This window comes from Paraburkholderia sp. BR13439 (assembly GCF_040948805.1).
Lineage (GTDB): Bacteria > Pseudomonadota > Gammaproteobacteria > Burkholderiales > Burkholderiaceae > Paraburkholderia > Paraburkholderia youngii.
On the sequence record NZ_JBFPKN010000001.1, the window covers coordinates 55,814 to 69,924 of the forward strand.

General features: G+C 63.8%; 9 protein-coding genes, 1 pseudogene and 1 riboswitch. Of the genes and pseudogenes, 4 read left to right on the forward strand and 6 right to left on the reverse strand.

Annotated features, from left to right (window positions below):
• Nucleotides 1-33 precede the first annotated feature (33 nt).
• The 3 genes from ahcY to AB3X96_RS00285 all read right to left on the reverse strand — a co-directional run bounded on the left by ahcY (nt 34) and on the right by AB3X96_RS00285 (nt 2,773).
• Nucleotides 34-1,452 (reverse strand): adenosylhomocysteinase, encoded by a 1,419-nt coding sequence (gene ahcY / locus AB3X96_RS00275; RefSeq protein WP_176110035.1) that lies wholly within the window; start codon nt 1,450-1,452, stop codon nt 34-36.
• A gap of 33 nt (nt 1,453-1,485) precedes the next feature.
• A riboswitch (S-adenosyl-L-homocysteine riboswitch) is annotated at nt 1,486-1,620 on the reverse strand.
• Between the two features lie 62 nt (nt 1,621-1,682).
• Nucleotides 1,683-2,408, reverse strand: coding sequence for an LrgB family protein (locus AB3X96_RS00280; RefSeq protein ID WP_368588175.1), 726 nt, complete (start codon nt 2,406-2,408; stop codon nt 1,683-1,685).
• Nucleotides 2,405-2,773, reverse strand: a complete 369-nt coding sequence (locus tag AB3X96_RS00285) for a CidA/LrgA family protein (RefSeq protein WP_368588649.1) — start codon at nt 2,771-2,773, stop codon at nt 2,405-2,407. Before AB3X96_RS00285 ends, AB3X96_RS00280 begins: the two co-directional genes overlap by 4 nt.
• Before the next feature lie 235 nt (nt 2,774-3,008).
• On the opposite strand from AB3X96_RS00285, the gene AB3X96_RS00290 reads away from it, so the two are divergent.
• Nucleotides 3,009-3,959, forward strand: coding sequence for a LysR family transcriptional regulator (locus tag AB3X96_RS00290; RefSeq protein ID WP_176110032.1), 951 nt, complete (start codon nt 3,009-3,011; stop codon nt 3,957-3,959).
• Nucleotides 3,960-4,035: 76 nt separating this feature from the next.
• Here AB3X96_RS00290 and AB3X96_RS00295 read toward each other — a convergent pair whose 3' ends face one another.
• Nucleotides 4,036-5,661, reverse strand: a complete 1,626-nt coding sequence (locus AB3X96_RS00295) for a GMC family oxidoreductase (protein ID WP_368588176.1) — start codon at nt 5,659-5,661, stop codon at nt 4,036-4,038.
• 315 nt (nt 5,662-5,976) lie between these two features.
• Here AB3X96_RS00295 and AB3X96_RS00300 point away from each other — a divergent pair, with 315 nt between their 5' ends.
• From AB3X96_RS00300 to AB3X96_RS00310, 3 genes and pseudogenes are all read left to right on the forward strand, one after another.
• Nucleotides 5,977-7,665, forward strand: coding sequence for an isovaleryl-CoA dehydrogenase (locus AB3X96_RS00300; protein WP_368588177.1), 1,689 nt, complete (start codon nt 5,977-5,979; stop codon nt 7,663-7,665).
• Between the two features lie 107 nt (nt 7,666-7,772).
• Nucleotides 7,773-9,191 carry a coniferyl aldehyde dehydrogenase gene (locus tag AB3X96_RS00305; protein WP_368588178.1) on the forward strand — a complete coding sequence of 473 codons (1,419 nt, stop codon included), beginning with the start codon at nt 7,773-7,775 and terminating at the stop codon, nt 9,189-9,191.
• A 469-nt stretch (nt 9,192-9,660) separates the two neighbouring features.
• Nucleotides 9,661-10,181 (forward strand): annotated as a pseudogene (locus tag AB3X96_RS00310) (DUF2778 domain-containing protein).
• Nucleotides 10,182-10,817: 636 nt separating this feature from the next.
• Here AB3X96_RS00310 and AB3X96_RS00315 read toward each other — a convergent pair.
• Nucleotides 10,818-11,942, reverse strand: coding sequence for a cytochrome-c peroxidase (locus AB3X96_RS00315; RefSeq protein WP_368588179.1), 1,125 nt, complete (start codon nt 11,940-11,942; stop codon nt 10,818-10,820).
• A gap of 165 nt (nt 11,943-12,107) precedes the next feature.
• Nucleotides 12,108-14,015 carry an alkaline phosphatase family protein gene (locus AB3X96_RS00320; RefSeq protein ID WP_368588180.1) on the reverse strand — a complete coding sequence of 636 codons (1,908 nt, stop codon included), beginning with the start codon at nt 14,013-14,015 and terminating at the stop codon, nt 12,108-12,110.
• Between the last annotated feature and the right edge of the window lie 96 nt (nt 14,016-14,111).

A 14,111-nucleotide genomic window follows, 5' to 3' on the forward strand; every position in this document is an offset into this window, starting at 1 on the left:
AAGCGCGCCTCGAACCTGCGGGCGGCCGCCTACTTAGTAGCGATAGTGGTTCGGCTTGAACGGACCGTTCTTGTCGACGCCGATGTAGCCGGCCTGCGCGTCGGACAGCACGGTCAGGTTCGCGCCGATACGCGCCAGGTGCAAACGCGCGACCTTTTCGTCGAGATGCTTCGGCAGCACGTACACCTTGTTTTCGTACTTCGCGCCCTGCGTGAACAGTTCAATCTGCGCGAGGGTCTGGTTCGTGAACGAGTTCGACATCACGAACGACGGGTGGCCCGTCGCGCAGCCGAGGTTCACGAGACGGCCTTCGGCCAGCAGGATCACGCGCTTGCCGTCCGGGAAAATGATGTGGTCGACTTGCGGCTTGATGTTTTCCCACTGGTACTGACGCGTCGACGCGACGTCGATTTCCGAGTCGAAGTGGCCGATGTTGCAGACGATCGCGTTATGACGCATCGCCTTCATGTGATCGTGGTTGATCACGTGGTAGTTGCCGGTCGCGGTCACGAAGATGTCGGCTTTATCCGCCGCGTATTCCATCGTCACGACGCGGTAGCCTTCCATCGCCGCTTGCAGTGCGCAGATCGGATCGATTTCGGTGACCCACACGGTCGCCCCCAGACCACGCAGCGATTGCGCGCAGCCCTTGCCCACGTCGCCGTAACCGGCCACGACCGCGATCTTGCCCGCAATCATCACGTCGGTCGCGCGCTTGATGCCGTCGACGAGCGACTCGCGGCAGCCGTACAGGTTGTCGAACTTCGACTTCGTGACCGAGTCGTTGACGTTGATGGCCGGGAACGGCAGACGGCCTTCCTTTTCCATCTGGTACAGACGATGCACGCCGGTGGTGGTTTCTTCGGTGACGCCCTTGATCGCCGCGAGGCGCTTCGAGTACCACGTCGGGTCGATCTCGAGGTGCGCGGCGATCGACTTGTACAGCGCGATCTCTTCCTCGTTGGTCGGCTTGGCGATCACCGAGCGGTCTTTTTCGGCCTTCGAGCCGAGGATCAGCAGCAGCGTTGCGTCGCCGCCGTCATCGAGAATCATGTTGGCGAACTCGCCGTTCGGCCATTCGAAGATGCGGTGCGAGAACTCCCAGTATTCGTCGAGCGATTCGCCCTTGAACGCGAACACCGGCGTGCCGGCCTGCGCGATCGCGGCGGCGGCGTGGTCCTGGGTCGAGAAGATGTTGCACGAGGCCCAGCGCACGTCGGCGCCGAGCGCGGTCAGCGTCTCGATCAGCACGCCGGTCTGGATCGTCATGTGCAGCGAGCCGGCGACGCGCGCGCCCTTCAGCGGCTGCTGCGCCTTGTACTCTTCACGCGTTTGCATGAGGCCGGGCATTTCGGTCTCGGCGATCGTGAGTTCCTTGCGGCCCCAAGCGGCGAGCGACATGTCGGCAACAACGTAATCCTGCTTTTGGGAATCGATGACTGCGGCGTTCATCACGCCCTCCTTTCTAAGAAATTGACTAGAAATGTGACGTGAGCGCGGTTTGAGGCAACGCACGGATTCGCGTGATGCGCATTCCATGCTGCCGATTGAAGCCTTCGAGCCTGGCGGGCGGCCGGCGAATGCGGATTCGCGGTACCCGTCGCAACGCTCCTCGAAGACGAACGGCGATTGTAGCAAATCGAGATGACTTCGGCGTGCGCGGGATGGCGTGGCGCGCTGGTTCAGATCGGCAGCAGTCCCAGCATCGGCGCGAGCACCACCATCGCGACGCCGGCGATCATCATCGTCAGGCTGGACACCACGCCCTCCTCGCTGCCGAGCTCGCGTGCCTTGGCGGTGCCGACGCCGTGCGCGGCCGCGCCGAACAGCGCGCCGCGCGCGAGCCGCGTGCGCAGCGGCATGAACGCGAGCACGAGTTCGCCGAACAGCATGCCGCAGACGCCCGTTGCGATCACGAACAGCGCGCTCAGGTCCTTCGGCGCGTGAATCCGGTCGGACACGGCGAGCGCGAACGGCGTCGACACCGAGCGTGTCATCAGGCTGCGCTGCAATTCCGGCGACAGATGCAGCAGCTTCGCGAGCATCAGAGAGCCGCCGACGCCGACCAGAATGCCCACCGTCACGCCGACGGACAGCGAGATCCAGTGGCGCTTCAGCAGTGCGCGGTACTCGTAGATCGGCACGGCGAACGCGACCGTCGCGGGGCCGAGCAGCCACATCAGCCAGCGCGTGTCCTCGAAGTACAGCGAATACGGAATGTGCGCGAGCGCGACGATCGCAACGAGCGCGGCCGGCACGGTCAGCATCGGCGTGAGCCACGGCGAGCGCACGCGCGCATACAACGCCTTCGACGCGAAATACAGCGCGATCGTCAGCACGAGGCAGCCTGCCGCGATCAGGCGAGAGGCATCGTCGGCCCGCAGCGAAGCGAAAAACTGCGGGTTCATCGGCGCTCGCGCGACAGACTGCCTGCCTCGCGCGCAAGCCGCACCCGGCGCAGCGCGAAACGTCGTTCGACGCGCGCGGCCTGATCGACGGCGAACGCCACCGCGACCATCACCATCAGCGTGCCGGCGATCACGACCAGCGCGAGGCGCCAGCCGTCCGCGCGGAACAGGCCGCCGTATTGCACAGCGGCGACCGCGGCCGGAATGAAGAACAGCAGCATGTCGGACAGCAGCCAGTCCGCGCCGGCCTTGACCCAGCGCGGCGCGACGCCGCCGCAGAACAGCAGCGCGAGCAGCACGACGAGGCCGAGCACGCCGCCCGGCACCGGCAGATGCAGCCGGCGCACGATGAAATCCGCGCCCATCCACAGCGCGGCGATCGCGGCGCTTTGCACGGCGATGCGTGCAACCCGGCCGAAGCCACCCGCGCCGCCGCTCGAACCGCCATCGGCGGGAGGCACGGAACGGGCGAAAACTGGGGTGGACATGGCATTCCCTGGCTGACTCGGAAGGCACTCAGTATGGGGCGCATCGCGCCATAAACAAAATGACTTACAATCATCGGAACCATTCCAAACTGGAATTCTGGAGGCCGCGATCATGGAACTCCGCGCGCTGCGCTATTTCGTCGAAGTAGTCCGTCAACAGAGCTTCACAGTCGCCGCCGAGCAGATGTTCGTCACGCAGCCGACCATCAGCAAGATGGTCAAGTCGCTGGAAGATGAAATCGGCTCGCCGCTGCTGCTGCGCGACGGCCGTCAGATGGTGCTGACCGACGTCGGCCGGATCGTCTATCAGCGCGGCCAGGACGTGCTCGCCGCGCACGCGCAATTGCAGGCCGAACTGAACGATCTCGACACCCTTGGGCGCGGTGAACTCGCAATCGGCATCCCGCCGATGGGCGGCGAGCTCTTCACCCCCGCAATCGCCGCGTTCCGCCAGCGCTATCCGAAGATCGAACTGAAGCTGTTCGAGCAGGGCTCGCGCGCGATCGAAGCCGCGCTGATCAACGGCGAGCTGGAACTCGGCGGGGTGTTGCAGCCGGTCGATCCCGACAACATCGACGTGCTGCCGATGTCGCGCCAGTTGCTGTGGCTCGTCGCGCGCACCGGCTCGCGCTGGGATGCGTTGAACGAGGTGCCGCTCGCGCAGCTCGCGAACGAGCCGTTCGTGTTTTACGGCGAGAGCCTCGCGTTGAACGACGTCGTGCTGAACGCGTGCCGCGCGGCGGGATTTGCGCCGGCTATCGTCGGGCGTAGCGGGCATTGGGACTTCATGGCGGCGCTGGTGCTGGCCGGCGTCGGCATCGCGCTGCTGCCGGCGCCCTATTGCCGTCGGCTCGACCCCGCGCAGTTCACCTGCCGCCCGGTCGTCGAACCGGAGATCCCGTGGGAAATGGCGATCGGCTGGCGCCGCAACGGCTATCTGTCGCACGCGGCGCGCGCGTGGCTCGACGTCGCGCGCGAAACGCTGCCGACGCACGTCAGCGACGATTTCATGCTCGGACCGGGAATCGGCTTCAACGGAATCGCAGCGCCGGACGAAGCTTAGCTACCCGCGCACGAGTGACGCGCGGCGGGCGGTTGCATTGCGCCGCCGCGTTTCTCGAACCCGTCGTCAGCGGCGATCAAACCGCCTGCGCCGACATCCCCGCTCCCTGTCGCCCGTTCGCCGCGATCAGCTCCGCCGCCCGTTCGCCGATCATCACCGTCGGCGAATTGGTGTTGCCGCCTATCAGTGTCGGCATCACCGACGCATCGACGATCCTCAACCCCGTTACGCCGCGCACGCGCAATTGCGGATCGACGACCGAGCGAGCGTCGCCGCCCATCCGGCAGGTCGCGACCGGGTGATAGATCGTGTCCGCGCGCTCGGCGATCGTCTGTCGCAGTTCGGCGTCCGATTGCCCCGGCCGCGTGTACAACTCCTCGCCGCCATGAAGCGCGAGCGACGGCGCGTCGAGAATGCGCCGCGCGATCTTCGCGCCCTCGACGAGCAGATCGAGGTCGCGCGCATCGCTCAGAAAGCGCGGATCTATGAGCGGCGCGACACGCGCATCGGCGCTCGCGAGCGTCACGGAGCCGCGGCTATGCGGACGCAGCACGCACACGTGCAGCGAATAGCCGTGGCCCCAGTGCATATGGCGGTTGTGATCGTCGACGATCGCCGCGCAGAAATGCAATTGCAGATCGGGCCGCTCGAGCGTCGGCCGGGTCTTCAGAAACCCGCCCGCCTCGGCGACGTTGCTCGACAGCATGCCGCGCTCGTGCCGCCTGAACGTGACGAATTGCGGCAGCATCCGCGCGATGCCGCGCACCGAGAAACCGACCGGCTCGATCGACCTCACCCGCTTGTTGATCGTGAAATCGATGTGATCGGTCAGGTTCTGGCCGACTTCGGGTGCATCGTGCAGCACGTCGATGCCGAGCGAGCGCAAATGCGCGGCCGGCCCGATACCTGAGCACATCAGTAGTTGCGGCGAGTTGAACGCGCCCGCGGCGAGCACGACCTCGGCGCGCGCGGCGAGCGTTTCCATCCGGCCGCCGCGCGCGATCTCGACGCCGCTCGCGCGCTTGCCGTCGAACACGACGCGCAGCACGGTTGCATCGGCGATCGTGTGCAGGTTCGCGCGCGGCCGGTCGTAGATATACGCGCGCGCAACGCTGCAGCGGCGTCCGTCGCGCTGCGTGACCTGATAGAAACCGATGCCTTCCTGGTCCGCGCCGTTGAAATCGTCGTTCGCCTTGTAGCCCGCTTCGAGCGCGGCCTGCACGAAGCGCTTTGAAAACGGATTCTTGAAGCGCAGATCGGACACCGTCAGCGGACCGGCCTCGCCATGCCACGCATCGGCGCCGCGCTCGTTGTCTTCGGCGCGGCGGAAATACGGCAGCACCTCGGTCCACGACCAGCCGTCACAGCCGAGCCGCGCCCACTCGTCGTAATCGAGCGGATGGCCGCGCGTATAGATCATCGCGTTGATCGCGCTCGATCCGCCGAAACCGCGGCCGCGCGGCTGATAGCCCTGGCGACCGGCGAGCCCCGGCTGCGGCGTGGTCAGGTAGCCGTAGTTGGTCTTCAGCCGGTTCGGCACCACGGCCGCGACGCCGACCGGCATGTTCACCAGCAGATTGCGCTCGGTATGCCGACCGGCTTCGATCAACGCGATGGTCGCGTCGGGACAGCTATCCGCGAGACGGCTCGCGAGCGCGCAGCCACCCGAGCCCGCACCGACGATGATGTAGTCGTATTGCATGCGCTCCTCCTGATGGGCCGCGTTGCTCGCGGACCCTGTCTCGTGCACACTTGTCTACGTGTGTTTTCTGCGCATTGTAGGGAGCGTTTTGGGGCTGCGGCGCCTTACTGACAGAACGATTCCTCTAAACGCCGGCGGCATCGCGCCCCTATGATGAAAGGCGCGTACGTGCCGCGCGCGGCACGCAAACACGGCGCGGCGCGCGCCTTTCTCCCCCATCCGGCATCACGCGCGGCGCTCTAACAGATGCGTCGAAACACATCGCGGATGCCGTCGGCAAAGCGGCGCACAATAGCGAAAGCACGGAGACAGCAGATGGAACGGCACGGCTTCGGCCAGACTCACGAGGTGACGAATCAGGCGCCTGCGCTCGCGGACTACAACCTGTTCGCGAGCGACGCCGCCTTGAGCGCGGCCGTCGATCGCGACGGCGCGAGCTGGCATCGCGAGGCGCTGCTGCGACACGGCGCGGCGCTGACGACGCCTGACACGCTCGCGCTCGCCGAGCTCGCCAACCGTCATACACCGGAGCTGGTCACGCATAGTCCGCGCGGCGAGCGCATCGACGCGCTCGAGTTTCATCCCGCGTGGCACGAACTGCTCGTGCTGCTGCGCCGCGAAGGACTGCACGCGCTGCCGTTTTCCGATCCGCGAAGCGGCGCGATGGCTGCGCGCTGCGCCGGCTACTTCATGCATGCGCAGATCGAATCCGGCTCGCTGTGTCCGCTGACGATGACCTTCGCGAGCATTCCGGTGTTGCAGCGCGAGTCCGCGTTGTTCGACACACTGCGCGAGCAGTTGTACACGCGCGAGCACGATCCGCGCGACGTGCCGCTCACGCAGAAGCGCTCGATGATGATCGGCATGGGCATGACCGAGAAACAGGGCGGCTCCGACGTGCGCAGCAACCAGACGCGAGCGCATGCGCTCGACGGTGCCGGCGGGCGCGGCGGCGCCTACGGGCTCATCGGTCATAAGTGGTTTTTCTCGGCGCCGCAATGCGACGCGCATCTGGTGCTCGCGCGCACCGACACACACGAGGGACTGTCGTGCTTCTTCGTGCCGCGCTTCGCGCCGGACGGCAGCAAGAACGCGGTGCAGATCCAGCGCCTGAAGGACAAGCTCGGCAACCGCTCCAACGCAAGCAGCGAAGTCGAATTTCTCGACGCATACGGCGTGATGATCGGCGACGAAGGACGCGGCGTGCCGACCATCATCGAAATGGCGAACTACACGCGGCTCGATTGCGTGATCGGCAGCGCCGCGCTGATGCGCGCCGCGCTCGTGCAGGCGATCCATCATGCGCGGCATCGCAGCGCGTTCGGCCGGCACCTTGCCGAGCAGCCGCTGATGCGCAACGTGCTTGCCGATCTCGCGCTCGAATCGGAAGCGGCGACGGTGCTGTTCATGCGTCTCGCGCGCGCCTTCGAGGAATCCGCCGACGCGTCGTCGGCTTCATCGGCCGAACGCGCGTGGCGGCGCATCGTTACGCCGGCCGCGAAGTACTGGGTCTGCAAGCGCGCGCTCGAATTCACCGGTGAGGCGATGGAAGTGTGGGGCGGCAACGGCTACGTCGAAACCGGGCCGATGGCGCGCTTCTATCGCGAGGCGCCGGTCAACTCGATCTGGGAAGGCTCGGGCAACGTGATGTGCCTCGACGTGCTGCGCGCGATGGAGCGCGAGCCGCAAGCCGCGCAAGCGCTGTTCGCCGCCTGGCAGGACGTCGCGCGCGCGCATCCGGCGTTGGGGGCGGCGCTCGCGCGTCTGACCGCGACGCTGAACGGGCCAGCCGAACAGCGCGAGGCGTCGGCACGACGTATCGCGCAGCAGATCGTGCTGCTCGCCCAGGCGACGCTGCTCGCGCAGCACGCGCCCGCGGCGGTCGCCGACGCGTTCATCGCGACGCGTGTCGCCGACGGCTGCGGCGAAAGCGGTCGCGTGTATGGCACGCTACCGGCCACGTTCGATCACGCGGCGATCATCGAGCGCGCCTTTCCCACGTAAGCGCGGCGGGTCCGCAAACCTCGAGCGCTCCGCTCGCAACACCGACGCAAGCTCAAACCAATAAGCGCGTTCAACGCGCATCGTCATCCATCAGGGAGTGGACTCACATGAAGAATGATCTGGCGGGAGTCGCCGCGCTCGAAGCGCTGCTGCGCGATCAACGTCACGCGTATCTGCGCGCGCCGTATCCGTCGTGGGACACGCGGGCGACGCATCTGCGCGCGCTGCGCAAGCTGATGCTCGACAATCGCGACGCGCTCGCCGATGCGATGCACGCGGACTTCGGCAATCGCGCGAAGGAAGAAGTGCTGCTCGCCGAATTCCTGCTGGTGAAGGAAGAGATCGACGCCGCGCTGCGTCACGGCAAGCGCTGGATGAAAGCGCAGCGCCGCCGCACCAACAAATGGCTGCTGCCGGCGCGCGCGAAGGTGGTGCCGCAGCCGCTCGGCGTGGTCGGCATCATCGTGCCGTGGAATTACCCCGTGTTGCTCGCGGTCGGGCCGTTGATCAGCGCGCTGACGGCCGGCAATCGCGCGATCATCAAGATGTCCGAGCTGACGCCGCGCACCTCGGCGCTATTCGAGTTGCTGATCGGCCAGACCTTCGCGCGCAATCACGTCGCGGTCGTCAACGGCGACGCGGCGTTCGCGGCCGCGTTCAGCGCGCAGCCGTTCGATCATCTGCTGTTCACCGGCTCGACGAAGATCGGCCACGAAGTGATGCGCGCGGCGGCCGAGCATCTGACGCCGGTCACGCTCGAACTCGGCGGCAAGTCGCCGGCGCTGATCGGTGCGCATGCGCGTTTCGACAACGCGGTCGACAACCTGATCGCCGGCAAGACGCTGAATGCCGGGCAGACCTGCATCGCGCCCGACTACGTGCTGGTGCCGCGCGGCAAGGAGCAGGCGTTCATCGAACGGGCGCGCGTGCGAATGGCGAGGATGTACCCGAATTTCGCGCAGAATCCGGACTACACGTCGATCATTTCGGCGCGGCACTTCGAGCGGCTCGAACGTCTCGCCGACGAAGCGCGGGCTGCGGGTGCGCAGTTGCATGCGCTGACCGACGCGACGCCCGATGCCGCGAGCCGGCGCTTTCCGCTGATCGCCGTGACCGGCGCGCCGAACGAATGCGCGCTGATGCAGGAGGAGATTTTTGGGCCGCTGTTGCCGCTCGTGCCGTACGACACGCTCGATGATGCGATCGCATGGATCAATGCGCGGCCGCGGCCGCTAGCGCTTTATCTCTATGCCGACGATGCGCGGACTATTGAGCGTGTCACGCTCGAAACTATTGCCGGTGGCATGGCGGTTAATGAGACGCTGATGCAGCTTGCCTGTGAGAGTTTGCCTTTCGGCGGGGTTGGGGCGAGTGGGATGGGGGCGTACCACGGGTATGAGGGGTTCGTTACTTTTTCCAAGATGAAGCCCGTGCTCATGCAGGCGCGCCTCAACGCGCGTGGGTTGATCTCGCCGCCCTACGGTCGGCGTGTGAATGCGTTGTTGAAGTTGATGATGAGGTTTTGATTTTCACCTTGCGCGGTGAGGCCTTTTTTGTCTTTGTTCTTTGCGGGGTTGGCCTTTCCTTGCTTTCTTATCGGTCTATTAGCGTTGCCCCTGTGCGGGGCGGCACCTACTTTCTTTGCTGCTGCAAAGAAAGTAGGCAAAGAAGACAGCTTTAAAACCGCTAGCTCTTAAGCGGGTCCCTTGGTCTGCATCAGGTAGTGGTGCATCTGGAATCCGTGCTCCCGCACATTTCACCCTGGTGACAAGGCAGTCATTCTTCCGGCGGCGCTACGCGCGCCGAAACCCTGTTCCAGAGCCACCGGTTATTTCGGCGCGTCGCTGGGGCGCAGCCATGTGCTCGCAAATATTCAGCACACTCTTATAGCCATTCAGATTTCAACCGAGTAAAAAATGATGCCCGCATTTTGTATTACTCAGCGGCGACATTTTCATAGCTGCGCGGCGGTCATAAACCTTCTCGAGGAACAACATACGTGGCTTACGAAGGAAATTTCTTGTGAATAACGCACCGTTGTCGCCACTGACGATTTTCGGCGTCGGCACATTCAATGCGTTTTCAGGTCACCATCAATATCGCAATCGCGGCGGATGCACAGCAGTGCCCAACGACGGCCCTATCCCGCGGGTAAATACTGGATCGTTGATCGCCCCAAGGGCGGCATCCGCTCTCAGGCTTACACGTGGGCTCAAGATACCTTCAACTCAGCATTCGGCACGCCTTCGAATCATAATGAATGGTTCGCGCTTTATCGGGATGACGGCAGCATTGATGACATAACCTGGGTTAATGGTGTGAGGCGCGGGCAGTTCCGGTTACATCCGGCAGGAGGCCAAGGTATTTCACTTGGTTGTATTACCGTGCCGAGCCATAGCGATTTCATGAGAATTCGCAACGCGCTGATCCACACCGCTACTATTCCTGTCCGCAGTTCGGGGCTTCGCGCGTACGGAACAATCGAGGTCATCACGTATGGAAGCACTTGCCCGTAGGCTATCCAAGGTCGCGCTGTTTGTCGGTCTGTTCTGTCTCGCTGTGCCCTATGTCCACACGTATCCCTGGCCAATGCCTGAAAGCCAGTCGGTGATTTGGTGGCGTGCTTCGCGCTGGCTTGGAATCCGCGATCCCGAGGATTTGTATTTCGTCGTGTGGGTGACTATTGATCTGCTTGTGGCGGCGTTAGCGTACTCGGCGACCATCAGGCTATGGCGGTACTGGCGGGGCCGGAATAGACACATGGGATCGTAACGGCTTGTAGGGCGCCGCGTGATGGCTTCGATAGGGATGGTTATCTTGTCGGTGTTCTTTACGGGTTGGCCTTTACTTGCTTTCTTATCGGTCTACTAGCGTTGCCCCTGTGCGGGGCGGCACCTACTTTCTTTGCTGCTTGCAAAGAAAGTAGGCAAAGAAGACAGCTTTAAACCGCTAGCTCTTAAGCGGGTCCCTTGGTCTGCATCAGGTAGTGGTGCATCTGGAATCCGTGCTCCCGCACATTTCACCCTGGTGACAAGGCAGTCATTCTTCCGGCGGCGCTACGCGCGCCGAAACCCCGTTCCAAAACCACTGGTTGTTTCGGCGATTCGTCCCCTCTACGCCTGGACCTGTTGAATCGATATTCCGCCGCGACCTTAATGCGCTGCGACTTTTTTGTTCGCCTCTGCGTCGCTGTCGTTCAATGTTTCCAGAAACGCGATCACGTCGCGGATATCACTGTCCGACCAGACCGGCTTGCCGCCTTTGTGATTCGTCATCGGCGCGGTGCGATGGTCGACGTTGCTCTGGTATTGCACCGGCAGGTCGTCGAACTGCTGCTTGCCACCGGCATGCGGATACCACTTGCCCGGGTTCGTGTCGCGTTGCACGTAAAAGCGCAAAGCATCTTCGAGCGTGTGGAAGCGGCCGTTATGGAAAAACACCTGGCGGGTTGCGGTGTTGCGCAGCGTGGGCGTTCTGAACATCCCGCAGTACCACTTGTTGTCGGTCTTGTCGGTCCGCATCGGGCCGCACAAACCCAGGTCGTAGTACTTCGGATCGGCGTTGGCCGGAATCTCCGGGTTGCGTGGCACGCCCAGCGTCTGGAAGTTGTAGTCGGAAAGCGTCGGATGCGCACCGGCCGCGCCCTTGTCGACCAGGTGACACGACGCGCAGTTGCCTCGCTCGGGATCGACGAACAGGCTGAAGCCCCGCGCCTCCGGCGCGGTGAACTGCGCCTTGCCGTCCAGCACGCGATCGAACTTGCTATCGAACGGCTGGAAGCTCGGATCGTCGAACTGGAAGCGCTCCAGCGACTTGCCGAGCGCTGCGAGCGCGTCGGCCGGACGCGAGAAGATGTCCTGACCGAACACCGCGCGGAAACGAGCAGCGTAAGCGCTCCTGCTCAATCTGCTCGCGACCGCGGCAGCGTCCGCGTTGGCCATCTCGTCGGGATTCAAAAGCGGGAACGCGGCCTGGTCTGCCGGGCGGTCGAAGCGCCCATCCCAGGTGTAGCCGCCGGAAGGCATGTTGTCGCCATCCTCCATGCGTTCCTTGGCGCTGCTCGCATACGTGTGAGTCCAGATCGGCACGCGCCGCAGATAGCGCAGCGATGGCACGGCACGCGTGCCGTAGTGCTTCATATCGGCGCCGCCCAGTTGCACGGCGAGGCCATTGGGCGGCCCATAGGCACGGTCAGGGCTGTGACAGCTCGCACACGACTGCCGGCCCGACGCCGACAGCGACGGATCGAAAAAAGCCAGCTTGCCGATCTCGGCCATGTCCTTGTTGGAAGGCGCTGCGGAAGTTGCCGCGGGGGGTGTCGCGGCGGCTGCGGTGCTGATCGCCTCTTCCCTGGGGCCGCAGGCCGTGAGGAAGAAACTCGCAAAGAGAAAAAGGGCCGCCCCCCGGGCGGTCCCTTTCGTAAAGTGCAAAGCCATCGATCTTTACTGAGTGAAGATGTCGGAGCCGAAGGCTGTCAGATTCACATCGTTTGCATAGCCCAGATACTGCGGAATACCGAATATGTTTTCCAGGCTCTTGAGCAGCGAGTAGTGGTTGTAGCCCGTAGCGGTGGTCGTACCCGCCTTGATGAACGGTGACAACAGCACGGCCCCGGTGCGGTCGCCGCCCACGCCGTTGTAGTGCATGCCGAGGCTGAACGTGGTCGCCGTCGGGAATGCTGCCGTAAGCGCCGAAGCACTTGCCGAACCAAGCAATCCCGCAGCAGCGGAAATCGGATAGTTCGCCATCAGGAACTCGTCCTCGGGACGCGTCACGTTAGGACCGCTCTGCTGGTTGGCGGTCGACGCGCCAGTCAGGTTGATCATCAGTTGCAGCGTCGTGCCGTTGAGGGACGGGCTATAACCGCCGCTGGACGCATTCGACTCATCGAAGTTGATGACGATCAAACCATCGCGCTGGTAAGCCGGCGAAGCCTGGATGATAGGAATCCACTTTTTCAGGAACGCGTCGATCGAAGTCAGACCGCCCGGTGCGCCGCTCTTGCAGCCCTTGCCTGCCGCGCCCGTGCCGTCGCCGTCATGGCCGTCATCGCACAGGTTCGGCGTGATGAACACGAGGTTCGGCGTGGTGTCGATCGACTTCAGATCGTTTTCCAGGTTTGCGTCCAGATTCACGACGTGCTGGTCGCAATATTCGATGTCGTCGATGATCGAGTGAAAGTACACGAACGGATTGTGACGCGTTGCGTATGCGTCCGCGATGACGTCGCCGGACGCGGAACCCGCCGAAGCCGACTGCGTACCGTCGACCGCCTTGGCGGGATCAGTGCCCGCCAGCTTCGCGGTACGGGTCGGGAAGCTGCACGTCTTCGTGCCGTCGCGGTTCAGGTCGTTACCCATGTCGCCCATGTAGCCCTTCCAGGCGAACTTGGCGTTATCGAGCTGGTTGGCAAGCGTCTTGACGCGCGCCGGATACACACAGCCGCCACCGGCGTGACCGTTCGCATCCGTGCCAGCCTTGAGCAGCTTGGCACCGTTGACCGGATCGGTGTAGTCGCCGGCATCGACGATGTCGGACCAGAGCGCGAAGCAGTCGGTCTCGGTATCCACCGTCGAGGGTTGACCGCTCATCATCGAGATGTAGTTATCGAGGCTGACGTGACCCGTACCGTAGTAGTTGGTCAGCATCGCGCCCTGCGTCGCGAGCGACTTCAGGTAAGGGTCCTGGCCACTGGTGGCCGCAGTCGTGCCAAAAGACTCCTCGTAGTCCTTGTTTTCCATCGTGATCACGAAAACGTGGCGCACCGCTTTTGCGCCGACAACCGCTTTGATGTAGTTGTCGCTTGCGGCCTTCAGGCTGGCAAGGCTGCTGTCGCCGTTGAAGTCGCCGAGCAGCTTGTCGGCCGGCACGCTGCCGTACCTGGCTGCGAGCGTGCTCTTTGCGTCGTCGAGCGTGGCGCCGCCCGCCACCAGTTGAGCCAGTTGCGTGGTGATGGCGCTAACGGTGCCCGTCGCGCCCGTGGGCGCGCGGAAGAACGTGCCGGAACCGAACTGGTTGCCCATGTTGTTGCCATTGGCATCGTTTTCCTGCGCGTTGGTCAGATCGGCGACCACATTCTTCCAGCCGCCGTTGCTCGCGTCGCCAATAGAGAATTTGCCCTTGGCATCGGTCACCGCATAGGGCTCGCCGCTATCGCACTTGCCGTTGTCATTGAGGTCGAGACAGACCTTCGCATTCTGGATGTAGCTGCCGAGCACCTGGCCCGACACCTGGGGAACCATGCTGTTGCTGCCGCCACACGCGCTCAGACCCGCCGCCACACCGAGGCTGGCCAGCAGCGCACAAGCGCTCACCCGCAACATCCGACTCTTGTTCTTTGAAAAATCCATACGATGTCAATCCTCTACGCGCTGGACGGATGTCGTCTTCGCGAAACCTCGCCCGATTATTGAAATTATTGCTTCGGGCGGCAGTGTAAGAAGGTT